Origin of the sequence: Paracholeplasma vituli, from assembly GCF_025446935.1 — a bacterium.
Lineage (GTDB): Bacteria > Bacillota_I > Bacilli_A > Acholeplasmatales > UBA5453 > Paracholeplasma > Paracholeplasma vituli.
The window spans coordinates 87966-111888 of sequence record NZ_JAOEGN010000006.1 but is presented as its reverse complement, the minus strand read 5'-3'; the positions used below and the strand labels follow the sequence as shown (position 1 = coordinate 111888).

Genomic DNA, 23923 nt, shown 5'->3' with positions numbered 1-23923 from the left:
CAAAACAAATTCATAAGCACACAACCGAATTAAACCATTTAAGTGATTTATCACTAGATATCCCCACACCCAAATGTATCCAAACCAAACCAATCAAAGAAATCACCATCAAGTCCTACTATGATGGAAAGTACATCGAAGTGGTCTATGTCTATTTAGATGAAACACCTAAAATGAAATTAGATGATCTTACCGAAACGATGGGAATAGATTTTGGGTATAACAATCTAGCATTTTGTTCCATAACCAATAATACAAACTTACTCATTGATGGAAAAAGGTTAAAGAGTATGAATCAGTTTTATCATAAACGAATCGTGAAACTAGCGAGTAGTAGACCCAATCAAAATGTCTTAACAAAACAAATGATTCGTCCAATGGATAAGCGTAACCATCAAATGGATTACGGCATCTATAAAGCAGCTAAACTCATTATCCATCACGCGATTGAAAACCGGGTTAAACAAATCATCATTGGTTATAATGATACGTTTAAAGATGAGCGACTATCTGACACGTATAATCAGTGGACGAAAAGTATACCTATAGCGAGACTAAGAGACCGAATCCTTTATTTAGCTGAACAGATAGGTATTGAAACCAAAGTGATTAATGAAGCATATACTTCCAAAGCGTCCTATCTAGATCAAGATGAATTCGTAAAAGGTGATTTCTCAGGTGTTAGAATCAAAAGAGGTTTGTATAAGAGTCAAAAAGGCACTTTGATAAACGCTGACCAAAATGCCTCATTAAATATGATTGGAAAAGGTAATCCCGATGCCTTATGGATAGGGAATAAAGGAGTGAACACTCCTAAGCGTACATACCTATTTGGTGTGTAGTCGTTTTTAAATAAGACGAGTTAAATCGTTAAGTGGAAATGAATCATTCTTTAAAGGGTGATTTATTCACCTCTTTGTTCCTAAATGAGGATTTACAACAAAAACGAGTACCTTTTTCTTGAAGTGAAATTTAAAAAGCATTATAATGACACTATACTTATGGGACCCTTCGTGGCCTAAAAAGGAGAAAATATGAGAGATAAGAAATTGTTTCAACTCACACTGACCGCCGTATTTGTGACCATTATTTTGACGATGTCATTATTACCACAAATTGGATTCATTACGGTAATGCCTGGGGTATCTGTTACCTTAGTACACATTCCTGTAATCGTCGGTGTTTTTTTACTGGATCGTCGTAACGCGATCATTTTGGGTTTCTTTATGGGGCTAGGTTCGCTCATGGCTTCCTATATTTATGGAGCAACCGCATTCGATTTGGCATTTCAATTACCCTGGATTTCGGTTTTACCACGTATGTTGTTCGCTTGGTTAGCGTTTGAAATCGTACAGTTATTTAAAACGATTGAAACCATCAAATTGGGTAAAATCATCTTATTCGGATTGGTATCTTTAGTTACATTATTCGCATTATTCTATGGTTCAAAAGCGATTGTGACTGCGAATGCATGGGCAGAATACAATACCAAACAAGCTGAAATGGTCAGTCTTAGAAGTGAAGCAGATTCAATTGAAGACGACAAACCCATTGAAGCTCTGGCATTAAGAGCAGAAGCTTTGGTCATCGAACTTAATTTACCGACTTTGAGTGAAGAAGCAACGAATCGTGAAGCCAAAGTTTTAAATATTACAACACCTTTAGTTCTCTTACTTAGTGTCTTATTTTTAGTTGTTTACTACTGGTTTATAGAAAAACACCAAGGTAGTTTTGTATTTATACCATCGTCATTCATCCTCGCAACCGTAATTCATACCGTTTTAGTATTGGCGACAGTAGCCATCTTTAAGCCAGCCATTTTCAGTGCTGGATTTACCGATGTGATTTCGATTATTTATGGTATCGCAATGACCAATGGTCTAATGGAAGCCTTAGCAGCTGTCTTAATCGGAACTCCAATCATTGTGGGTATATTAAACTATACAAGAAGGGAACTTATATGATAATTCTCATTGATGTGGGAAATACCGAAGTTAAAATCGGGATAACTCAAGGCAAATCGATTGACCAAAAATTTCGTATCACAACCGATCGAAACTTGTCTGCTGATGCCTATTACTTACTGATAAGTCCATTTATTAAAGGCGAAAAAGTCGAAAAAGTGGCTATCTCATCGGTTGTTCCAACTGTAACTAAAGCTTTAAGAGACATGTTTACTAAGTATTATCAAACTCAACCACTAATAGTGGGGCCTGGCATTAAAACCGGTATTAACGTCAAAACCGATTATCCAAAAGAAGTTGGTGCTGACTTAATTTGCGCTGTAGCGGGAGCAAGAAATGAACCCACACCTGTTTTAATTGTGGATTTAGGTACTGCAACCAAATACATCTATATGGAAAAAGCAACCATCAAAGGTGTCATCATTACCCCAGGTGTGATGATTTCAATGCGTGCGATGGTTTCGAATACGGCATTATTACCAGAATTTGACTTAGAAGTACCTTCAAAAGTACTGGGTACCAATACGATTGCGTGTATGCAATCCGGTGTAACTTATGGGGTTGCTGCTCAAGTCGATGGCTTAGTCGAACGTATCAAAAACGAAGTGGGTGTTCCATTTAAAGTCATCATGACCGGTGGATTATCTGAAATCATAGAACCACTTTGCCATACTAAGGTCGAACGTGATGAACATCTCGTCCTTGAAGGCTTACTGGATATCCTTTTAAAAAATTAACAGCTTCGGCTGTTTTTTTGTTAATTTATTGTCTGAATCGTTTATAATATTCACATGAGGAGTGATTATATGGATTATATCCAAAAATATCAAGCTTGGGTAAATAACAATACCTTAGATGCAACATTAAAACAAGAACTATTAAACATGACAGATGCCCAAAAAGAAGAGGCATTTTATGTCGATATTGAATTTGGTACAGGTGGGATTCGTGGCCTCATGGGCGCAGGAACCAATCGTGTTAATGTCTATACCATCATGCGCGCTACTTTGGGATTCTCACGCTACATTTTGAATCAAAATCGAAACAAACGTGTCGCAATCTCTTACGATAACCGTTTAAATTCATACGCTTTCGCAAAACGTGCAGCGGGTGTATTAGCGGCTCAAGGCATCGATGTGTTTATCACAAGTGCTTTACGTCCAACCCCATATCTATCCTATATGGTTAGACATTTTGATTGTGATGGCGGTATTATGATTACGGCTTCACACAATCCAAAAGCTTACAACGGATATAAAGTTTACGATGAAACTGGATGCCAAATTGTCCCACGTATTGCTAATATCGTGATTAGTGAAATTCAATCGATTGATGATTATTTCAATATTGATTTTGAAGAAACATCTCCATTTATTCACTGGGTGGATGAGTCTTTTGATGAGCACTATCTTGAAGCAGTTAAGACCATCCAAATTGAAGATTTACCAAATAAACCATTAAAGCTTGTATACTCTCCACTTCATGGAACAGGTGGAACGATGGTCCCTAGACTATTAAAAGAGCTTGGCTACAAAGTAATCCCAGTCGAAAGCCAAATGGTAAATGATCCAAACTTTGGAGCAACACAATCTTCGAACCCAGAAGAAAAAATAGCTTATGATGGCGCATTAGCACTAGCCAAAGAGGTTGGTGGCGATTTGGTATTGGTTACAGACCCAGACGCAGATAGACTTGGTGTCATGGTTAAACACCAAGGTAAATTCCACTTCTTAAGTGGTAATCAAACCGCAGCCTTAACGCTTTACTATATCCTTTCTCGAAAACAAGAGAAGGGCCTAATTCCTGATAATGGTTATGTATTTACAACCAACGTAACTACCCCTTTGATCGATAAGATTGCGACATCCTTTAAACTCAAAGTAGAAACGACTTTAACTGGATTCAAATTCATTGGTGAAAAAGCGAGAGCCATTGAAGGCAAAGGTGTTTACATGTTTGGTTGTGAGGAGTCTTACGGGTCTTTAGTATCGGATTTTGTTAGAGATAAAGACGCAGTTCAAGCTGTTTATATGCTTTCTGAAATGGCCACTTATATGCACAGTCAAGGTAAAACACTGATTGACCTGCTTACAACAGTGTACAACACCTATGGTTACTTCTTAGAAGAAACCCTGAATTTAAACCTTTCTGGTATTGAAGGTAAAAAGCGAATCGAAGCGATTATGACATATTTTAGAAACAATCGTTTATCGATTAAAAATAAGGAAATCGTTCAAATTGATGATGTTTTGAAACTTCAAACTTGGCGAAAAACAGGTATAGAAGCGCTAGACTATCCATCTTCAAATGTCTTGAAGTTTTATTACCGAGACGGGTCTTGGATTGTTTTAAGACCATCAGGGACAGAACCTAAATTAAAGATTTATATGTCTGTTGTTGGTAATACCAAACACGATGCAGAAGAGGCTTTAGAAAATTATAAAATCACCGTTCAAGGGTTACTTGGACAAGTATAGGAGTATAAATTATGTATACACACAATCGAAATCAAGTATTTAAAAAGATGGAACAACAAAGTTTTGCAGTATTCTTTTCTGGTATCGCACCACTCTCAACTGCAGACGAACAATATCCATTCGAAGTCAATCGTAACTTCTTTTATTTAACCGGTATTGAACAAGAAGATGTCGTACTCGTGTTATTTAAGGGGGCGGGATTAGAAAAGGCATTACTATTCATTGAACCTGTTGACCCTGTTCAAGCCCTTTGGGTCGGTGCTGGTTTTACTAAGGAAGAAGCGATGTTGAAATCTGGTATTACCGATATTTATGATCGTAAGGATTTAGATTCGGTGATAAGCCGCTACCTCCAAGATTCAAGAGCTGCGATATTTGGCGCAATTAAAAACTTATACTTAGACTTAGAACGTAGAGATATACGTCATATGCCAACCCTTGCAAATCAATATGGGCAAATGATGACATCAAAATATCCTAACTTAATTGTCGGTAATTTACACTCTGAATTGGGTGAACTTCGTAGTGTCAAACATCCAGAAGAAATTGAAACGATGAAGCACGCGATTAAAATTACCAAAGAAGGTATTGAAGCCCTCTATCATGCTGCAAAACCTGGAATCAAAGAACACCAATTAGAAGCTCACTACAACTTCGTATTGAATCAACATGGTGTTAAACCATCATTTGGTACCATTGCAGCTCAAGGTGGGAACGCAACCATCTTACACTACCGTAAGAATAACGCAATGATTGAAAAGGATAGTCTTATTTTATTTGACCTTGGTGTCCAATATGAAATGTACTGCTCTGATATCACCCGTACATTCCCTGTTAGTGGTAAATTCACAGAACGTCAAAAAGCGTATTATGAAATAGTTCTTGAAGCCAATAAACGCTCCATCGAATTCTTAAAACCAGGTGTAACATTCAAGGAATGGAACGATTTTGGGAAAAAGATTTTAGCTGAAGGGTTGATCAAACTCGGTAAAATCAAAGAAGAAAGTGAAGTTACAAAATACTATTATCATTCGTTAGGTCATTTCTTAGGGTTAGATGTCCACGATGTCGGTAATTACACCAAACCATTTGAAGCGGGTCAAGTCTTAACGGTTGAACCGGGCTTATACATCGCCGATGAGGGTATTGGTATTCGTATTGAAGATAATGTCTTGCTAACACCCAATGGTCGAATTAATTTATCGGAATCCATCATTAAGGAAGTTAAAGATTTAGAAGCGTTCATGAAAAAATAATCAATTGAAAGAGAATGAATTTCATTCTTTTTCTTTTTTTTTCGTCTTTATTTGTATGTATTGGGTAAAGGAGGTTTCACAATGAAAAAATACTATTTAGCTTGTTTACTGATATGGTTACTTTGTTTAGTAAAAACGCCTTTAAATGCGAATGCGGATTATTTAGCCTACGAATCCATTACTTTGAATGAAGGGGAGTTTTTAAGTGAGTACAGCGAAACCGATTATAAATCTTATTTGAAAAAGGTGAACAAAAGACGATTTGCGGGCTGGAATGTTCATTATGTTCACTCAGATCTTAAAGTAACCTATAAAACAGAATCCGTCTTTTCTTATTATAATGATGGGACAACACCGATTGAATACTCGTATAAGTTTGAAAGTACTTATACAACCTCACGGAACATCTCATCGACGGGTTCGATTGGAATCAACATGTCAGGGCCAGTTAAGAAGTTTAAAGGGAATCTAGATGGGTCGTTAAAAATTACAGCACAAACTGAAACAGCACGTAAAGAGGTCGAATCCTGGCAAGTGAAGATGCAAGTTGACCCTCAAACGATGGCTAATTTATATGTTGTTGGTGAAGGTAAAATTACTAACGGGGTAGCATCCAGGTATCTCTTTTGGATTGAATTAGAAAAGGGTGGGTTTGAAGTATTTACCATCACGACACAATTCTACCGATTAGAAAAGGTGAAAATATGAGGAAATTCGCATTTGTGTTCGTAACGGCTGCGATGATACTTCTAATCGTATTAAGCATCCAAGCTGATCGTATCCCCTCTGATAAACTTTTGTTTAAACAAACTTTATATTCTCAATTAACCACGGATGATACCCTCATCGTTGAAGGATTTGCTAACCGCAAGAATTTATATACAGATAGTGCAGCGATTGAGTCCATTTACTTATCTAGTTTGGATGAACATTATAAACTTGTTCCGACCCTAGATATGATTGAAAAAGGTGGAGAATACAATTACTTAGGGGATGTTTACATCAAATATCGATATATTTTTAAACTGCCTAAGTTAGAAGTGGATTATTACATTAAATCCTGTTATATGACCATGATTTTAAAGAACGGCGATCATTTACAAGTCAGTATTGGACGGTTATCTTTAATGCGTCCGAGTCATCAGTCAGACTTGAGTATTGTTAATCAGTATGGTGAAAATGAAGAGGGTAGTTCGTATTTATCTAAAATTACATTAGACGTCAAAGCAAATCGACTGCTAACAATTCAAACGATTTGTTATACTGTTTCACACTGTACACCAATTGACCAAGTAGTTACCGACTCCAAAACCATTCATATTGATTTAGGACTCGATGTATTTCACTTCAACCAAACCCCTCTTAGGGTTAATTACCTCATCGATGGCATTGAGCATTCAGAGACCATCGATACATTCAGATATTTTGAAACGCTGTCTTCGGATATCCCTGAAAACAGTCAAAACCGCGTCTATGTCATTGATTGAACTGAGAGAAGTCTCAAAACGCTATGGCGACCACACCCTTTTTGAAAATCTCAGTTTGTCATTTGATACAGGTACTATTCACTTGTTGGTAGGTAAGAATGGATCAGGAAAAACAACATTATTAAAGTTGTGTATGAACCGAATCCAAACCGATTCTGGAAGTATTTATCATCAAAAGAAACTAAAATGTCGCTACATGCCGGATTTCGTTGAATTACCTTACGTCGACCGTCCTTTTACATTCATCAGTTGGATGTTATCGATAATGCGTGTACCACTGGACTTGAAATGGTTATCTGAACTGGATATTGACATGGGTAGTGAGGTATCGAATTTATCGAAAGGTAATAAACAAAAAGTATTACTATATTTAAGTTTGGTAGGTTCACCGGATGTGGTATTCATGGATGAGCCCTTTACGGCTTTGGATGATAAAACCATCAAGGTTGTGATGAAACGGATTGCTTACTTACAAGCACAAGGCACCTGTATGATTATATCTACCCATGAAATCAAACTTTTTTCGAAATTGGACGTCGTGATCCATGCACTGGATTAAGTTTTTTCAATACGAGTGGGTCAAAAAGCGTAGCCGTAAATGGCTTTTAATGAACTTAGGGATTAATTTAATTTGGTTATGTTTGTTATTGTATTTTAGTCAATTGTGGGGACCTTCACTTGAGCGCGCATTGGATGCACGTTATTTAATCACTTACTATAAAGAACAAAGCAGCTACATTGCGTATCTATTGATCGGTTTTAATATCATCAGACATTCACTCGATTGGATGGGGGAAAAACATGTTTTTTTAGAAGTGATGTTTGGACCTCAGTATCTATTTTGTAAATGTGTTTTATTTTTGGTTGAAACCTTATGGAGTGTTTGTTGGTATTTTCTATGGATTCAAGTCTTTTATGTCTACGCATTTAACGATTTCACGTTTTTAATCGATATTTGGATTAAATTAGCTGTAAACGCGTGCGTATTTAGTGGATATGTGGTATTATGGAACAGGATTAAATCGAATTTGAGTATGGTCTTTGGATTATTACTTTTGGTATTGCACCCAAATCTGAACCATATATCCATTAGATGGGTTGATTTTCAAATTATATTACCGTTCATGACAAATCATTTTCCGAAACATGCGATTGGGCTCGTTATGCTCTATTATTGGTTGGGTTTTCAAATGAGTTTGTTGAAGTCGAAATAATATTCAATTTGTCTTGACATCCCCTTGTGAATTCGATATAATACATAAGGAAACTAGAAATAGTGAAAAGAAGAAGTACCTACTTCTCGCCTGATCGATGAATCGGTAGGCAAAAAGTCACGTTAAATTTATACGAAATTAACGTCAATAAGTGGGTACCGTAAATGTACGCACTTTTTCTTTTTAATAACACTTAGGAGGTGGAGTTTATCAAGGGTCCTGTTAAAGGCAATAAGCAAGTTGTGGATGTCTTAGTAAATGAAGGCATTCAAGCACGAGAAATGTTGGTCATTGACGATCAAGGTCAAAATTTAGGATTAATTAAAATTCATCAGGCTTTATATGAAGCCCGTGCCCGTGAATTAGATCTTGTGGTTGTATCCCCAGATTCTAAACCAGTGGTTGCGAAAATCATGGATTATTCTAAATTCAGATACGATCAACAACGTAAACAACGCGAAATGAAGAAGAATCAACATGTCGTTGATGTGAAGGAAATTCGTTTATCCCCAGTCGTCGACAAACATGATTTAGACACAAAAGCAAAACAAGCCATCAAATTCATTGAAAAAGGCGATAAAGTCAAAATCTCATTACGTTTCAAAGGCCGTATGATTGTGCATAGCGATCAAGGTATCAAGGTAATGGAAGGCTTTATTCAATCCTTAGGCGATACTGTCGTGGTTGAGTCCGCAGTGAAGATGGAAGGCCGTCAACTATTTGCGACGGTCGCACCAAAACCAACCAAATAATAAAGGAGAGCAAACATTATGCCAAAACAAAAAACACATAGCGGTTTAAAGAAGAGAATTAAAGTTACTGGCTCTGGTAAACTTATGAGAGGCCAAGCTTATTCAAATCACTTAGCTGCAAGCAAAACAACAAAACAAAATAGACAATTAAGAGGCGAAACAGGTGTGTCTGCATCAGACTACAAACGTATTAAACAACTGATTTCGAACTTGAAGTAGGAGGACACACATGCCAAGAGTAAGAGGAAACGTGCAAACAAGAGCACGCCGTAAGAAAATATTAAAATTAGCCAAGGGTTACTTTGGTTCCAAACACACACTGTATAAGACAGCCCATGAAACCGTCATGAAGGCGCTTGCTTATGGATACAGAGACAGAAAACAAACAAAGAGAAACATGCGCAAACTCTGGATTACCAGAATCAATGCAGCATGCAGATTAAATGGATTCAAATATTCATCTTTAATCAATGGTTTATTAAAAGCTGGCGTACAAGTTAACCGTAAGATGTTAGCTGACCTTGCTTTAAATGACCCTAAAGGTTTTACTGCAGTTGTTGAAGTCGCTAAAAAAGGTTTAGCTGGCGAAATCAAACCACAAGCTGTTGAAGCAAAAGTAGTTGTTAAAGCTGCTAAAGTTGAAAAAGTGGCTGAACCACAAGTTGAATTAGAATCCTTGACTGTTGCACAATTAAAAGAAATGGCACAAGGTTTAAACTTATCCGGTCTTTCTGGTTTAAAGAAAGCTGAATTAATCGAAGCCATCAAACAAGCTCAAAAATAATCAAAACAATAAAGAATGGACACTCCATTCTTTTTTTTGTATAATTTAGTATATACCGAGGGTAAAATATGTCACGCCGATTACTGATTGCTTTAACTATAGGGTCATCCATCATCGTAAGTATGGTGATTGCATCCTATTTTCTAAAACCGGATGAACAGACCATCTATGTATTGATTAGCGTGTTGTTTCTACTATACGTTGCTTTATATTTATTTGGTGGTCTAGCTAAACTCATCGTATTCTTTATATACGGTGTTTTAATTGCGGTTTCGTTAGCGTTATTGGATGAACGGTTCAGTCTGGTCATCATTTTCATAGGAACCCTCTTGTTTGTTTTAAATCCATTAGCAGATTTTGAAAACTATATGAATAAAACCTTGGATGACCAAGAGATTGAACCTTTTAAAGTCACTTGGTTAGGTAAGTATGAGACTTTTTATGCTTATCGAAAAGAAATGAAGTCTCATTATCATCTACCCCAAGTTCGAAAACTCTATACGAAAAAATGGTACCAAAAAGCCCGTACATTTATGGTGTTTGGGTTGTTTGCTATCGATATTTTCATGTTGATGTTTGTTGCGAATGACATTGCTATCTTTAGAACCATTACACCAAATAATGTATTGATCATCTATTTCATAACGATTGTATTCATCATGATGGTTTTCTTACATAAAAAAGGATTTACCACGATGATGCGTGTTGTGAGACTTTCGGTGTTCTTACCGATTATTTTCATTCTCGCCATCACGGATGACATCTCAAATATGCATAAATGGATCTTTTTACCGATGTTAACGGTATTTGGTCTAACGATGGGGATCATTGAACTTGTACGTTATTATGGACGTGTGACTTACAGTGCTTATCAATATTACGATCAAGACCGTAATGAACTCGTTTTTGCTAATGCTTTATTTGAACCCTTAGTGTATAATGAACATACGACAGAAATTGGACACTTCGGCATGGAGGTCTCTCTAGAGACATTTCAAACCCATTTGATCGAAATTTTGGTTTATGCAAATCTCTTTAAATTCATCATTACGGCTTATACACATAACAAGAAGTACGCTTATATTTATGTTGAATATCACCCTTCACAAAATAAACGTATATTAAAGTTTCAAACGTTTTTGGAAGGGGTATTCAAAACACATGTCGGTTTAAGACAGTTTTCGGATCTCAACCGTAAATTCTATGAAAACACATTCTTTCACAATCCGGATTATATTGTAGCTAGAGCGCTCAATTTAGCCCACTTACTCAATGAACTTGAAATCCGTGGTGAGGTTATTCTTTCCATGGTTGTTTATTTCAAACATAAGAATCATGTCAAAAACTACTTAAAGGCTTATCCATCGAAAGAACTCGATTACAATGAATCTGATGTAATCACTATGCAAACCAATGTCAAAGTGATTAACCTCGATTATATCATCGAGAATACGGTGCGAGACATATTATTAGAGTTAAAGATGAATCAGGGCACATATGTGCGCCTCATGCTTTACTATTAGAAAGGAGATACGCAACGCGTAATCACTATGATTAAAAAAGCAGTTATTCCAGCCGCAGGGTACGGTACAAGATTTTTACCCGCAACCAAAGCCCTCGCCAAAGAGATGTTTCCGATCATCGATACCCCGACGATTCAATACATTGTCGAAGAAGCCCTCGCTTCAGGGATTGAGGAAATTCTTATTATCGTTTCTGCCAATAAGAACGCCATTATGGATCATTTTGACAGAAACCTAGAACTTGAAAATATCTTAAGAGAAAAGAACAAGAATGTTGAATTGAAAATCATTACAGATGTATCCAACTTGGCTAACATCCACTACATTCGTCAAAAAGAACAATTGGGGTTAGGTCACGCTGTATTGTGTGCGAAGGCTTTTATTGGTAACGAACCTTTCGCTTTATTATTAGGGGATGACCTTTATGTAGGTAAAAATGAACCGGTCTTAAAACAATTGATTGACAAATACAACACCTATGGTGGGTCTTTCTTAGGGACACTTCCGGTTAGTTATGAAGATACTCAAAAGTATGGGATTTGTGAACCTATTGAAGAACTTGAATCCGGTCTTTATAAACTTTCTTCCGTAGTCGAAAAACCAAAACCCGAAAATGCACCTTCTCGAAGTGCAATCGGAGGGCGCTATATTTTGAGTCCAACGATTTTTAAATACCTCGAAAATCAACCCCGTGGTGCTGGCGGTGAAATCCAATTGACCGACGCAATTAAGCGCATGATGGCGGAAGAATCGGTATTTTCTTACGATGTGGTTGGCAAACGTTATGACATCGGATCACGTATTGGTTATATCGAAGCGACCCTTGATTTTGGACTCAAGCGTGAGGACGTCAGACCTCAAGTCATTGACCTCTTAAAGAAGAAATTATCGGAGCTTGAATCCAAGTAGCGGATTTGACAAGACTTACCTTAGAGTGATACAATGAAAGTGCCTAGAAGGTAAGCTGTGGAACCCAACCATCCGAAACGGGAATTGAGTCCTTGCGGGGTTAGAAAGCCTATATATTTAGGAATCACAAAGTAAAGGACGATTTTACCCACTGTAACACTTTATGTTCTCACACCTTTCTAGGTAATATATGCTAAATTAAGCCCATTTTTGATGGGCTTTTACTTTGTAAGCACTTTTACAAATTAAAGTTCTAAAACTTTAGGTTTATCGCAGTAAATATGATATAGTATTAAGGTATTATACAGAATTGAGGACTTAGATGATTACATTCAAAGATTTAAACTTACACGAAGATATTCAGAAAGCGATAGACAAATTGGGATTCGTTTATCCGACGGATATCCAAGCCGAATCGATCCCAGTGGTTCGAGAAGGCAAAGACATGATTGGGCAAGCCCAAACAGGTACAGGGAAAACATTCTCTTTCGCGATTCCAATTATCGAAAAGATTGATATGAATAACCCTAATGTACAAGCGCTTATTTTATTGCCAACGAGGGAGCTTTCGCTCCAAGTCTACGCTGAATTTTTAAAACTAATTCGCTTCTCTAGACAAATAAGAGCTACCGTTGTTTACGGTGGTCAATCGATTGAAAGACAAATCAAGAGCTTAAAGGAAAAACCACAAATCATTATCGGAACCCCAGGTCGTATTATCGACCACATGACACGTAAAACGCTCGATTTCAGCAACTTACGTATGCTTGTTATGGATGAAGCCGATGAAATGTTGAAAATGGGCTTCCAAGAAGATTTAGAAATTATATTGAAAGATACGCCGAAAGAGCGTCAAACCGTGCTCTTTTCAGCTACCATCCCACCTTTCATAAAAAAAGTCGCTTCCACTTATCAAAAGGACCCTGTCCACATTAAGATCGAAGCGAAAACTTTAACGGTTGAAAAGATTAAACAAGTTTACTACGAAGTGAAAAAGGAATACAAAGATGACTTATTGGTCAGATTGTTAGACTTTTATCATTTCAAATCGATCATCATTTTCGCTAACACCAAAGCGGGCGTCGATGATTTAGTAGCTTACCTTCAAAATTTAGGATACAGTGCAGACGCGTTACACGGTGACTTAAAACAACTTCAACGTGATCGCGTGATGAACGCATTCCGTCAAAGAAATGTCAAAATTCTGGTTGCTACAGACGTTGCAGCACGTGGATTAGACATCAATGACGTCGAAGCGATTATCAACTACGATATCCCACAAGAACTCGAAGTTTACGTTCACCGCATCGGTAGAACCGGACGTGCAGGTAAGAGTGGCTATGCCATTACACTATCGAATGCTTGGAATCGTCGACGTATCAAAGAACTTGAAGGTTTTACCAAATCACCATTGGAATTGAAAGAAATCCCAACGGTTGAAGACATTCACGCTGTGACCATTAAAGGCATTTACAACCAAATTGCTGACATGATCAATGAAAAGCGCGAACACAAATTTGAAATTGTCATCCAAAAACTATTGGCAGACGGCTACGATGGTATTGACATCATCAACGCTTTAATGACGATGTCCATTGATGACCAAGAAAAAGAATACCGCGATATTCCGGTTGATAAACCACGTGAAAGGAAAACTTTTGATCGTAACGACCGTGATTCTAGACGTTCAAAAGACGCATCTGGTGAAGGTAAAACTTATAATCGCGATAATCAAAAACAATTTGTCGAATTTGAAATCAACTTCGGTAAAGCCGATCAAATCCGTGCCGTGTCTTTATTGGATTTATTTAAGAAAGAAGCAGACTTATATACCGGTAATGTCGGTGATATCACCATCAGTGATACCAAAACTGTATTCCAATTAAACAAACAATCCATGAATCGCGTGATGAGTTTGAATGGTAAAAAATTCAAGAACAAAACGATTAAATTGAAGAAACTTTAAAAGGCATCCAAAATGCCTTTTTTTGTCATTCTTATTGCTTAATTACGCGATTCTTTGGTATAATTTAAGTAGGTGATAATATGCTAGGTACATACGAACAAAGGCCTTACGGGGTGAAGAAAATTCAAGGATTTATACCCTATACTTTGAATGGTCTACACATAACCTCTAAAAAAGATCCAAGGATTGATAAACTTGTGGACGAAATTCAGGCCATGTTGCCATTGGAATCGCCACTCAATAAAGCGTTCTTTCGCTTAATTCAAGACGCAGAAATGTTAGATTGGATGCGTACCTCGATTGGAGATTATGCATTTGCTGATTTATACGCACCAAGTGGATTCAATTTGTTTTATAATGACTTACTGGGATTTCAACAAGTTTTTGATGAAGGTCCAGCACACATTAAAAAAATCGGTTATGCAAACCGATTCTTAAAAGATTTACACTATGCCCTTTTCTCAAAACATCAAAATCAGTATCCAGGAGAATTTCGCCGCACACAATCGTACGTTGGTCAATCCATTGAACAAGCGACCTATATTCCACCAGACTCCGAATCCATGATCACATTAATGGAAGAAATGGAACTCTTCATGTACCGTGATGACATCTCTGTATTTGTTAGATCGGCACTGATGTATTATCAAATTGCAACCGCATTGCCATTCTTGATTGGTAACGTTGAACTTGCAAGACTGGCTTCGCAACTCTACTTAATTGAATTTGATGGGATTAAGCACTATATTCCGCTTTCAAGACATCTAAAACAAGTAGAAGATGTCCGTAAGAAGGCTTTAGCTGAAGACGACATCAATGGGTTCATTGTGTATTATCTTCAAGGAATTAAGGCCGCAATCAAAGATGCGAACCGTATGATTGCATCCTACAACCGTCTAAAACTCAAACAAGAAGAAAAAATCGAAGAGAGTGACCATACGATTTACCAAAAACGTCGCTTGTTGGAAATGCTTCACGTGAGCCATCGTGTCATTTACTTAGAAAATGAACCGCTTCAAGCGCAATTCGGTGTATTGTCGAAAACCATCATCAAACGGTACCGCGATTTAATGGATTTAGACCTAATTTCAAAGAAAACCACGTATTTCAATAACTTATACTATAATAAGGCCATTTTGAAGTTGTTCGAATGAAACAGGTTAAATTAAAACTCATCGCGGGGAAATACAAAGGGAAAACCCTGGTCAGCTACAGCGAAGACACACGCGAATCAGCACAGATTGTAAAAGGTGCTGTGTTCAACATGTTGTTTGAAGTCAATGGTAGGGTACTCGATTTGTTTGCAGGGTCTGGTGCTTATGGCTTTGAAGCACTTTCTAGAGGTGCAAGCGCGATTTATTTGAATGACCAACACCCACATGCAATCAAGTCTTTAAAAGCGAATAATCAAGCATTAGAGGCTAATGCGGTCATTACTGCATTTGAATATAAGGACGCTATTCGTTACTATGAACGTCAATCGATTCGATTTGATTATATCTTTTTAGACCCACCCTATGCATTCGAGATAATGCCAATCATTGAGGCCGTCATCCCGATATTAAATGAGAATGGTAAAATCATCATCGAGATTGAAAAAAAGAACTCTTGCCCAGAATTAGCGGATTTAACACTTCTTAAGGACCGAGTTCACGGGATTAAACGGATTGGCATCTATCAAAAATAAAAAAAAGCACCCACTTGGGTGTTTTTTTTATCGTTCTGAAATAGCTCCTACTGGGCAACCTTCTTGGCAAGCTCCACAGTCGATACATACGGATTCATCAATCACGTAAATGTCGCCTTCAGAAATGCAGTCTACTGGACATACTGATTGGCAGTTTCCACATGCAATACAGCTGTCATCGATCCATCTTGGCATAATCATCACTCCTCATACTTTATTATAGTATCTGTCAAGCAAAATGTAAACCCGTATTTTGTGTTATTTCCGTGAATGACTTGCTTTTAAAAGCGCTATTTAGTATGATATTATTGTTATTGAAGGAGTGAATTATATGGAATGGCTATGGTATTTATTAACAGGACTTGGTGGTTTATTGGCTGGGGGTATCGCAGGGTTCTTTATTGCCCGTGCATGGTTTAAAAATTACTTAAAGAAAAACCCACCTGTCAATGAACGAATGATTCGCGAAATGATGCGTCAAATGGGCAGAACCCCTTCTGAAAAGCAAGTTCGACAAATATTAAATTCCATGAATCAAGTTAAATAATGGGTGTTCAAAAACACCTTTTTATTTTTTGTGATAAAATGAGAGTTGAGGTAACGCTATGAAAACATTCTTACGGTTATTGATTGGATTATCCATTCTATCCTATTTAAACGTACTATTCTTAAACTATCAAATTCATACGGACGGGCTCGATACGATTCACCCCTTCTGGATTTTTACGATGATTGCACCAGTGATCCTAACGATGTTTGGATTCTCTGAATCTTTTAAACACTTGAAACGCTACACTTTGATCGATTTTCTTTTAAAGGTATCCATCATCTTTGTTGTATTGCGAGCGAGCAGCTTAGATACACAAGGGTATTTCTTGTTTAATATGATTACGATTCCATTGTTTGTTGCAGACACTTTAGTTGAGTGGTTTATGCTAAACGACTATGAGAAACTCTTACAGGAGACTAAAGAACCAGAATCGTCCTACATTAAGCTGATTGAAGAAACTCAAAAACACCCTAAGAACAGTTTGTTGATTCAAGATCGCTACCTAAAGGGCATCAAGTATTCTAGAACCCTCGTTCAACTCTTGATTGCTGGTATCATTGAAATATTCGGTATCATTTCGGTATTATCTATTTTGAAATACCACCATTTGGTTGCAGGTATCCTATTAGGACTCGCTGCGATTGCAGCTTTGTTGATATCTGCATTTACGTATAAACACGTGCTCACCTTACATCACCGTATTAAGGCTCAAATTCCTCGTAAACGATTTGTTTGGAACTATATAGCGGTATTCTTACTCATTTTGTCTATTGGTGTATTAACCACATTTATCGGGGTGTTTGAACTCTCTTTAGATTATTACTTAATACTACCAATCTTCTACGTATTTGCGATGCCGATTGTCATTACGAATAATCGATTTGCGAAACAGTGGATGGATGAAACAAAAACACTATTAGAACAAGACCCTGAATAAAATAAGAAAAGTCCTACTCGGACTTTTTTTTGTATAAATGTCTAAAAAATTGTTCTTTGTGATTTAAAAACTGTTTTAATAACTGTACAGATTCGATGTCCTCGTAAGAAACTTTGGAGATACTTTCTGATTCAATGGCATAAATAGTTGCGCCAGGAATGGCCATGAGAATAGGGGAGTGAGTTGCGATGATAAACTGATTGCCTTCATCGATGGCTTCATCTAAAATGGAGAGTAACGTAATTTGATTTTGAATCGATAATGGGGTTTCTGGTTCATCTAAGAAATAGAGTTCGTTTTTTCGTAATCGAGATTTGAAAAAATCCAAATACGCTTCCCCGTGGGATGAGGATAATAAATCCTTTTGATAGAGGTTATTAATATCATTTAGAGTACTCATGTGAGGCATTCGAGCTAGTGATTTTGAAAACTCAGATTTATTTTTGTATTCGATTTCGATTTCATCTAGAGCTTGTTTAGCCTCTTGACGATTCAGTTCGAGTCCATGAATGTAGGTGGTAAAATCCTCAGCACTGAAGAAGAATCCTTTTGGTTTTGTCCGGTAATAAGACACGATGGGCTGATCGAATACAGATTTCAAGGGGGATCCTTTTTTTGCTGTATTATTGGAGACACCCTCAATTCGGTACAACTTGACCACATCGTTCATCATTTTGAGTAACGATGACTTACCAGCGCCATTTTCACCGACTAAGATCGTAATTGGATTTTTAAATTCGATTTCTTTACCGAAAAAAGGTAATTCATAGGGATAACCTCGTTCATCGGTTATTGGAAATTCTACGGACTTTAATAACATGTTGATCACATCCTACTGTAAGGATAACATATATTTAAGCATATAAAAACCCTTCAATTTGAAGGGTTTAGTCATTTATACTTTTTTCTTTGTGAAAGACATTTTATTTTCGGTACCATTCAGGAGTCTCTTATAGTTTTCACGGTGTTTATAGAAAATGAATAGGATCATGAATGAATAAACGATTAAAACAAAGAGTTGTTCTAATAGGATGTCCCTTAGCCAAAATTCAATAAACGCAGCGATGAATACGGTAATGGCTGCTAAAGTCGAACCGAGTGATGCATACTTTGTTAGAATGACAACAATGATATAGGTTAGAATACATAGAACACCAGCAATCGGTGTCAATGTTAAAACGATACCTGCAGAGGAAGCCACTGCTTTTCCACCCTTAAAGTGATTAAATAATGGTAATGTATGACCGATTACAGCGACCACACCAAAGATGATTTCATAATCATATGCCTGTTCGAATATCACGATATTTGTTGTCAATTCGATGGTGGTTTTCAATATTCTAACGATGATGATTGGCAAAGCACCTTTCAATGCGTCAAGCGCAAATGTCAGAATTCCTAGCTTCAATCCCATCACTCTAAGTGCGTTAGATGCACCGATATTTTTGGAGCCGTGCTCCCTTAAGTCAATTTTGAGAAAAACCTTCCCAATCCATAGCCCATTAGGTATAGAACCTATTAAATAAGCGAATAAAATTAAACCGATTTGTATAGCGATAAAGCCCATCTTTTCACCTCGTAACGACATTATTATATCATATTATTTTAAATTCCAATTAAAATAGTGCATATCTTGAAAATGACTATATTTTATGTTGTGAAAACGTTTTAAAATTTGGTATAATAACACTGAGCAAGGACTGATTTAATGGAAGAATTGAAGAAGACATATACAGAGGATTCGATCCAGATATTAGAAGGTTTAGAAGCAGTTAGAAAACGTCCTGGGATGTATATCGGTTCAACCGATACCCGTGGTCTCCACCATTTGGTTTGGGAGATAGTTGATAACGCGATTGATGAAGCCTTATCTGGATACGGTTCAGAAATCAATGTCACGATAAAAAACGATAATAGCATTGTGATCAATGATTTTGGTCGTGGTCTACCCTACAAAATGCACAAGTCAGGGCGACCAACGACAGAAATCATTTTTACTGTTTTACATGCCGGTGGTAAGTTCGGCGGTGAAGGTGGATATAAGGTTTCAGGGGGGCTACATGGGGTTGGTGCTTCAGTTGTTAATGCCCTTTCGACCTTTTTAGAAGTCACCATTTACCGCGATGGTTTAATCATGCAACAACGATTCAGCGAAGGTGGAAAGATTATATCCCCATTAGAAGAAATCGGAAAAACCAGACGAACAGGGTCTACAATTTGGTTCAAACCTGATCCGAAGATTTTTTCCACGACGTTATACAGTTACGATACCATTAAAGACCGTCTCCGTGAGAGTGCTTTTTTAATACGTAATCTCAAAATTACACTATCAGACGAAAGAACCGGTCAAAATGATGTATTTCAATATGAACGTGGGATTTCTGAATACGTAGAGTATCTCAATAAAGGAAAACAAGAATATCACCCAGTCATGGATTTAATGGGTGTATATACGATTAATAAAACAAATGATATTGAGGTTGAAACGGCTTTCCAATTTACGAACCAGTATAGTGAAACCATCATATCTTTTGTTAATAACGTTCGTACACGTGATGGCGGGACACATGAAACAGGATTTAAGAGTGCCTCAACACGGGCGATCAATGATTACGCTCGTAAGTATGGCATTCTAAAAGAGAAAGATCAAAACCTAGATGGCGTCGACATCCGTGAAGGGATGACAGCAGTTATTTCGGTACGTATACCTGAAGCTTTCCTAGAATTTGAAGGCCAGACCAAGTCTAAATTAGGATCTCCTGAAGCGAGAAACGCGATGGAATCTATCATTTATGACAAAATGACTTACTATCTTGAAGAAAATATGGAGTTTTCATCTGGGTTGATTAAACGTGCTTTAGACGCCTATAAAGCGCGCGAAGCTGCACGTAAAGCCAGAGATGAAGCGAGAAGCGATAAAAAGAAAAACAAAAAAGAAGTATCCTTATCGGGTAAGTTAACGCCAGCTCAAGGAAAAGATAAAACTAAAAATGAATTATTCCTAGTCGAAGGTGACTCCGCTGGTGGGTCAGCTAAACAAGGCCGTGACCGTAGATTCCAGGCGATTTTGCCACTCCGTGGTAAAGTCATCAATACTGAAAAGGCGACTGTCGATGCAATCTTAAAGAATGAAGAAATCAATACCATCATTCATACCATTGGTGCGGAATTTGGAGCCGATTTTGACATCAATAAATGCAATTATAATAAAGTCATCATTATGACCGATGCCGACACCGATGGTGCGCACATTCAAGTCCTTTTGATTACCTTTTTCTTCCGCTATATGAAACCTTTAGTAGAGGCAGGAAAACTCTATATCGCTTTACCCCCTCTTTATAAAGTGACTCAAAAAAAGGGTGGTAAACTGATTTCCAACTACGCTTGGAATGATATTGAATTGAAACGTTTGACCCAATCCGGTAACACAACCATTCAACGTTATAAAGGGTTAGGGGAAATGAACTTTGATCAACTTTGGGAAACAACTATGGATCCCAAAACACGTACACTCATCCAAGTTAAGCTCGAGGATGAAGGAGAAGCAGAAAAACGTGTCTCTGTATTGATGGGCGATCAAGTTGGCCCACGTCGTGAATGGATTGAACACAACGTTGAATTCATTGATGACGATGATTATCAAATCAAGGAGGTAGATTATGAGTAAAAAACCAGTCTCCCAAGCCTTGGATACATTCATTGAGGAAAAAATCACGTCTGAACGTCTCGAAGACATTGTCGGTGAACGTTTTGGGCGCTATTCTAAATACATTATTCAAGATCGTGCACTACCAGATGCTCGCGATGGACTCAAACCAGTCCAACGACGCATCCTTTTTGCCATGTACAAAATGGGAATGTTTAACGACAAACCATATAAGAAATCAGCTAGAATTGCAGGGGAAGTCATGGGAAAATACCATCCACATGGCGACTCCTCGATTTATGAAGCAATGGTTAGAATGTCTCAAAACTTCAAAATGGGTGTATGTCTAATCGATATGCATGGAAACAACGGTTCGATCGATGGCGACTCTGCTGCGGCGATGCGTTATACAGAAGCAAGATTATCCAAAGAAGCTGAATATCTGATTATGGACATCGACAAACGAACTGTCCCATTTATTCCTAACTTCGACGATGAAGAAATGGAACCTACTGTTTTACCCGCTAAATTTCCAAACCTTTTAGTCAATGGCGCAAACGGTATTTCATCTGGTTATGCAACTAAAATTCCACCACATAACCTTAAAGAAATTATTAAGGCGACCATTGAACGAATCGACAGACCCGATACCACCGTTGAACGCATCATGAAGATTGTTCAAGGACCAGATTTCCCTACAGGGGCTATCGTTCAAGGGAAGGACGGGATTCGTCAAGCATTTGAAACTGGTGCAGGTAAAGTTATTGTTCGTTCGAAAACTTTCTTTGAACCTTTCAATAAGGATCAAATCCGTATTGTCGTGACTGAAATCCCATTTGAAGTCAATAAGGCTGAATTGGTTAAGTCTATAGATATGCTTCGAATTGATAAAAAATTAGAAGATATCCAAGAAGTTCGCGATGAGTCCGACCGCGAAGGGATGCGTATCTCGATTGAACTCAAGAGAGATTCGAATCCAGATATTTGCTTAGCCTATCTTTTAAAAAATACTGATTTACAAATTACTTATAACTACAATATGGTAGCGATTCACCATCAAAGACCTGTCCAAATGGGCATTCTTGAAATTCTAGATTCGTACATCAATCACCAAAAAGAAGTCATCACCAACCGTTCTAACTATGAACTTGATCGTGCAGAAAAGCGTCTACACATCGTTAATGGGTTGATTAAAATGGTCGATGTAGTTGATGAAGTCGTTCATATCATTCGCCAATCCAAAAATAAACAAAACTCGAAAGACAATATCATGGCGGCGTTTGGGTTTACTGAACTTCAAGCTGAAGCGATTGTAACCTTACAACTATATCGTTTAAGTTCAACGGATATCGATGCACTCATTAAAGAGTCTAACGAATTAAATGAACGTATTCTATGGTTAAACAAGGTATTGTCAGACGAACAAGAACTTTTAACTGTCATTAAAAAGGAATTAAGAGAAGTGTCTTCTAAGGTTGGCACAGATCGTAAAACCCAAATTGAAGAAGAAATCTCTACCATTAAAATTGAAAAGTCAGATTTAATCAGTGAAGAACGCGTTCGTGTTGGGGTAACTAAGGATGGCTATATTAAGCGATCAAACCTCAGAAGCTATGTGGCTTCCAAACAACCTGGATTAAAAGAACAAGATGGTATGTTATTCGATCAAGAAGTATCGACCAAAGATACTCTATTGATGTTTACGACCCTAGGTAACTATTTATATATGCCGGTGTTTGAAATTGAAGAAACCAAATGGAAAGATTTGGGCTCTTTCATCAACAACATCATTCCAATTGAAAAGAATGAATTTATCATTAAAATCTTCTCCATAAGTCATTTTGATGAAAATCAAACACTCTTGTTGATCACAGAATCTGGTCAAATTAAGCAAACTAAACTATCCGATTTTAATGTATCCCGATATACTAAACCAATTCGTGCAATGAAAGTTGACGAAGGTGATGAATTGACTTCCGTTGAACTCGGACCAAAACAAAACATCATCGTATTTACAAAACTCGCGAATGCACTCCGTTTCGCAAGCACAGATGTACCAATTTACGGTACACAAGCTAGCGGAATTAAATCTTTATCGTTAGCCCCTGATGACAAGGTTGTTAAAGCGATTTATGCGAAGTCTTCAGATGATTTAATCATACTAACATCGCTTGGTAATTTAAAACGCGAGAAAGTCGCCAATATTCCGTTAACTAAGCGTCTAAAGAATCCAATATCCTTGTTCTCAATCAAGAAACGAAATCCGCACCACATTCGTGATGTCTCAAGGTTATCCTCTGAGCAAATTAAAGCGAACGCAGGGGTCTTAATCACAGCAAAATTGGGTTCTATTCAACTCAAAGTTGAAGATATTAAGAGTAGTGCTGAATATGGTAAACCATTTGTCGATTTCAATACATTTGGTAAATCCTTGTTTATTACTTTAGATGCAGTGAGCGAGTCTAATGAAGAAGAAATCATTGAAAAAGGTGAAGCTGTCCAAAAAGCGAAGGTAGTCAAACCTGTTAAACCGAAAGAAACCTTTGTAAAAGAAACAGTGGTCGTTTCAACGCCTGTTGAAATAACTACTGAAAAGCCTATGGAAAATTCTATTGAAGTTATTAAAGAGGAAACTGTTAAGGTTGAATCTATTGATGATAAACCGCTTGATAAAGCCGTAGAACCAAAGCCTGAAGGAAAAGAAAAGGCAAGTAAAGTTCAAATTAAAAAATTATCTCTCTTCGATGAAGAAGAGGATTGGAAGGAGTAGT

24 protein-coding genes, 1 pseudogene and 1 other annotated feature are annotated in these 23923 nt (G+C 37.3%); of the genes and pseudogenes, 22 read left to right on the top strand and 3 right to left on the bottom strand.

All coding sequences use genetic code 11. The features are described from left to right. The 18 genes and pseudogenes from N7603_RS04485 to N7603_RS04400 all read left to right on the top strand — a co-directional run. The coding region (locus N7603_RS04485) for a transposase (protein WP_262096156.1) at window positions 1-842 on the top strand (842 nt) is incomplete at its 5' end. 192 nt (window positions 843-1034) lie between these two features. After that, the gene (locus N7603_RS04480; RefSeq protein WP_262096155.1) at window positions 1035-1964 is read left to right on the top strand and encodes a hypothetical protein; all 930 of its coding nucleotides are present in this window, start codon (window positions 1035-1037) and stop codon (window positions 1962-1964) included. After that, complete coding sequence (locus N7603_RS04475; RefSeq protein WP_262096154.1) at window positions 1961-2701, top strand: type III pantothenate kinase; 741 nt, start codon at window positions 1961-1963, stop codon at window positions 2699-2701. Before N7603_RS04480 ends, N7603_RS04475 begins: the two co-directional genes overlap by 4 nt. 69 nt (window positions 2702-2770) lie before the next feature. Continuing rightward, the gene (locus tag N7603_RS04470) at window positions 2771-4441 is read left to right on the top strand and encodes a phospho-sugar mutase (protein WP_262096153.1); all 1671 of its coding nucleotides are present in this window, start codon (window positions 2771-2773) and stop codon (window positions 4439-4441) included. Window positions 4442-4452: 11 nt separating this feature from the next. After that, window positions 4453-5697: an aminopeptidase P family protein gene (locus N7603_RS04465; protein WP_262096152.1), complete on the top strand. Its 1245-nt coding sequence runs from the start codon at window positions 4453-4455 to the stop codon at window positions 5695-5697. An 81-nt stretch (window positions 5698-5778) separates the two neighbouring features. Next, window positions 5779-6405 carry a hypothetical protein gene (locus tag N7603_RS04460; protein ID WP_262096151.1) on the top strand — a complete coding sequence of 209 codons (627 nt, stop codon included), beginning with the start codon at window positions 5779-5781 and terminating at the stop codon, window positions 6403-6405. Then, complete coding sequence (locus tag N7603_RS04455) at window positions 6402-7184, top strand: hypothetical protein (RefSeq protein ID WP_262096150.1); 783 nt, start codon at window positions 6402-6404, stop codon at window positions 7182-7184. Before N7603_RS04460 ends, N7603_RS04455 begins: the two co-directional genes overlap by 4 nt. Beyond that, window positions 7171-7743 carry an ATP-binding cassette domain-containing protein gene (locus N7603_RS04450; RefSeq protein ID WP_262096149.1) on the top strand — a complete coding sequence of 191 codons (573 nt, stop codon included), beginning with the start codon at window positions 7171-7173 and terminating at the stop codon, window positions 7741-7743. Before N7603_RS04455 ends, N7603_RS04450 begins: the two co-directional genes overlap by 14 nt. Next, entirely contained in the window at window positions 7730-8398 is a 669-nt protein-coding gene (locus tag N7603_RS04445) for a hypothetical protein (RefSeq protein WP_262096148.1), read from the top strand. The genes N7603_RS04450 and N7603_RS04445 overlap by 14 nt, the downstream gene beginning before the upstream one ends. Window positions 8399-8459: 61 nt before the next feature. Next, window positions 8460-8586 (top strand) — a sequence feature (ribosomal protein L20 leader region). 12 nt (window positions 8587-8598) lie between these two features. Next, window positions 8599-9150, top strand: coding sequence for a translation initiation factor IF-3 (infC, locus tag N7603_RS04440; RefSeq protein ID WP_262096147.1), 552 nt, complete (start codon window positions 8599-8601; stop codon window positions 9148-9150). Between the two features lie 18 nt (window positions 9151-9168). Further along, window positions 9169-9369, top strand: a complete 201-nt coding sequence (gene rpmI / locus N7603_RS04435; RefSeq protein ID WP_262096146.1) for a 50S ribosomal protein L35 — start codon at window positions 9169-9171, stop codon at window positions 9367-9369. A gap of 10 nt (window positions 9370-9379) precedes the next feature. Continuing rightward, window positions 9380-9733 (top strand): annotated as a pseudogene (gene rplT / locus N7603_RS04430) (50S ribosomal protein L20); the annotation flags it as partial. 63 nt (window positions 9734-9796) lie between these two features. After that, window positions 9797-9934: a Rho termination factor N-terminal domain-containing protein gene (locus N7603_RS04425; RefSeq protein ID WP_262096159.1), complete on the top strand. Its 138-nt coding sequence runs from the start codon at window positions 9797-9799 to the stop codon at window positions 9932-9934. Window positions 9935-10002: 68 nt separating this feature from the next. Beyond that, window positions 10003-11457, top strand: a complete 1455-nt coding sequence (locus N7603_RS04420; RefSeq protein WP_262096145.1) for a hypothetical protein — start codon at window positions 10003-10005, stop codon at window positions 11455-11457. A 27-nt stretch (window positions 11458-11484) separates the two neighbouring features. After that, window positions 11485-12366, top strand: a complete 882-nt coding sequence (gene galU, locus N7603_RS04415; RefSeq protein ID WP_305071974.1) for a UTP--glucose-1-phosphate uridylyltransferase GalU — start codon at window positions 11485-11487, stop codon at window positions 12364-12366. Between the two features lie 322 nt (window positions 12367-12688). Next, window positions 12689-14332: a DEAD/DEAH box helicase gene (locus N7603_RS04410; protein ID WP_262096144.1), complete on the top strand. Its 1644-nt coding sequence runs from the start codon at window positions 12689-12691 to the stop codon at window positions 14330-14332. Between the two features lie 80 nt (window positions 14333-14412). Next, window positions 14413-15486 carry a Fic family protein gene (locus N7603_RS04405; protein WP_262096143.1) on the top strand — a complete coding sequence of 358 codons (1074 nt, stop codon included), beginning with the start codon at window positions 14413-14415 and terminating at the stop codon, window positions 15484-15486. After that, window positions 15483-16019, top strand: coding sequence for an RsmD family RNA methyltransferase (locus N7603_RS04400; protein ID WP_262096142.1), 537 nt, complete (start codon window positions 15483-15485; stop codon window positions 16017-16019). The genes N7603_RS04405 and N7603_RS04400 overlap by 4 nt, the downstream gene beginning before the upstream one ends. Window positions 16020-16046: 27 nt before the next feature. On the opposite strand, the gene fdxA is transcribed toward N7603_RS04400, so the two are convergent. Then, the gene (gene fdxA, locus N7603_RS04395; protein WP_262096141.1) at window positions 16047-16214 is read right to left on the bottom strand and encodes a 4Fe-4S ferredoxin; all 168 of its coding nucleotides are present in this window, start codon (window positions 16212-16214) and stop codon (window positions 16047-16049) included. 136 nt (window positions 16215-16350) lie between these two features. Here fdxA and N7603_RS04390 point away from each other — a divergent pair, with 136 nt between their 5' ends. Both N7603_RS04390 and N7603_RS04385 read left to right on the top strand, forming a co-directional pair. Continuing rightward, the gene (locus N7603_RS04390; RefSeq protein ID WP_262096140.1) at window positions 16351-16566 is read left to right on the top strand and encodes a YneF family protein; all 216 of its coding nucleotides are present in this window, start codon (window positions 16351-16353) and stop codon (window positions 16564-16566) included. A 58-nt stretch (window positions 16567-16624) separates the two neighbouring features. Then, window positions 16625-17506, top strand: a complete 882-nt coding sequence (locus N7603_RS04385) for a hypothetical protein (protein ID WP_262096139.1) — start codon at window positions 16625-16627, stop codon at window positions 17504-17506. A gap of 13 nt (window positions 17507-17519) precedes the next feature. Here the strand turns inward: N7603_RS04385 and N7603_RS04380 are convergent, their stop codons facing one another. Together N7603_RS04380 and plsY are read right to left on the bottom strand one after the other, a co-directional pair. Further along, window positions 17520-18326, bottom strand: coding sequence for an AAA family ATPase (locus N7603_RS04380; RefSeq protein WP_262096138.1), 807 nt, complete (start codon window positions 18324-18326; stop codon window positions 17520-17522). 75 nt (window positions 18327-18401) lie between these two features. Further along, window positions 18402-19073: a glycerol-3-phosphate 1-O-acyltransferase PlsY gene (gene plsY / locus N7603_RS04375; RefSeq protein WP_262096137.1), complete on the bottom strand. Its 672-nt coding sequence runs from the start codon at window positions 19071-19073 to the stop codon at window positions 18402-18404. A 141-nt stretch (window positions 19074-19214) separates the two neighbouring features. Here plsY and parE point away from each other — a divergent pair, with 141 nt between their 5' ends. Beyond that, the gene (gene parE / locus N7603_RS04370; RefSeq protein WP_262096136.1) at window positions 19215-21173 is read left to right on the top strand and encodes a DNA topoisomerase IV subunit B; all 1959 of its coding nucleotides are present in this window, start codon (window positions 19215-19217) and stop codon (window positions 21171-21173) included. Further along, window positions 21166-23922 carry a DNA topoisomerase IV subunit A gene (gene parC, locus N7603_RS04365; protein WP_262096135.1) on the top strand — a complete coding sequence of 919 codons (2757 nt, stop codon included), beginning with the start codon at window positions 21166-21168 and terminating at the stop codon, window positions 23920-23922. Before parE ends, parC begins: the two co-directional genes overlap by 8 nt. Window position 23923 lies beyond the last annotated feature (1 nt).